The organism is Streptomyces mutomycini (genome assembly GCF_001700505.1).
In the GTDB taxonomy this organism is placed as follows: Bacteria; Actinomycetota; Actinomycetes; order Streptomycetales; family Streptomycetaceae; genus Streptomyces; species Streptomyces mutomycini.
This window is the reverse complement of sequence record NZ_MAPV01000314.1, coordinates 1-1,005: the sequence shown is the minus strand read 5'-3', so window position 1 is coordinate 1,005 and position 1,005 is coordinate 1. Positions and strand designations below refer to the sequence as shown.

Genomic DNA, 1,005 nt, shown 5'->3' with positions numbered 1-1,005 from the left:
GCAGGCAGAACCCGCCGAGGAGGAAGCCGTGACCGCCACCACCCCCGTCGCCAACGCCGCACCCGCCGTGCGCCGCTCGGATCGCCTGCTGATCGCCGGAGCGCTCGCCGGGCCGGTCTTCTTCGCTTCCGCCGTCATCCAGATGGCCACCCGCGAGGGCTTCGACATCACCAGGCACCCCATCAGTCAGCTCGCCACCGGCGGTGCCGGCTGGATCCAGATCTCGACGTTCGTGCTCGCGGGCCTCGGCGCTCTCGCCCTGGCCGTCGGCATCAGGCGCACCCTCACCGAGGGAGCCGGACGCCGAGCACTGCCGATCCTCGTCGGCACCTTCGGCGTCGGACTGATCGTCTCCGGCCTGTTCCCCATGGATCCGGAGAACGGCTTCCCGGTCGGGACGCCGGACCAGCCGGTCGCCCGGATGTCGTGGCACAGCGTCGTGCACTCGGCCTCGGCGGTCGCCGCCTACAGCGCCCTGGCCATCGCCGGCATCGTCCTCACCGTGCGGTGCGCACGCCGCCGGGCCGTCCTCCCGGCCGNNCCCGGCCGTCCTCAACGGTGCCACCGCCCTCGTGCTCGTACTGCCCATGTCGCCCGACTGCATGAGCATCCAGATCGCCGTGAACGGCCTGGTCGCCTTCGCCTGGACCACCGTCCTCGCACTCTCCCTGCGGCGCACGCGCTGACCTGCCCTACTATCGCCAAGCACTGTTGCAAAGGGGACCCGTGAAGTACCTACTGCTCGGATACACGTCAGCCGCCGCCTGGGACGCAGGGACCGCCGATGCCCCGACGGAGGAGGCGCTGGCCGCCTTCGCCGTCTACCAGAGGTTCGAGAAGGAACTGCTCGGAACCGGAGAGCTCGTCAGCACCGAGGGTCTGGGCCACCTGGCGGTCAGCACCACCGTGCGGCGGACACCGGACGGCGTGACGCTGACCGACGGACCGTTCGCCGAACTCAAGGAGGTCCTTGCCAGCTTCGCCGTCATCGACGTGACCGGCCGG

At 70.8% G+C, this 1,005-nt stretch carries 1 protein-coding gene and 1 pseudogene; both read left to right on the top strand.

Going from position 1 to position 1,005, the window contains the following annotated elements:
* Nucleotides 1–142: 142 nt before the first annotated feature.
* Nucleotides 143–539: pseudogene (locus BFF76_RS30110) on the top strand (DUF998 domain-containing protein); the annotation flags it as partial.
* 187 nt (nucleotides 540–726) lie between these two features.
* The coding region (locus BFF76_RS30105) for a YciI family protein (RefSeq protein WP_065849496.1) at nucleotides 727–1,005 on the top strand (279 nt) is incomplete at its 3' end.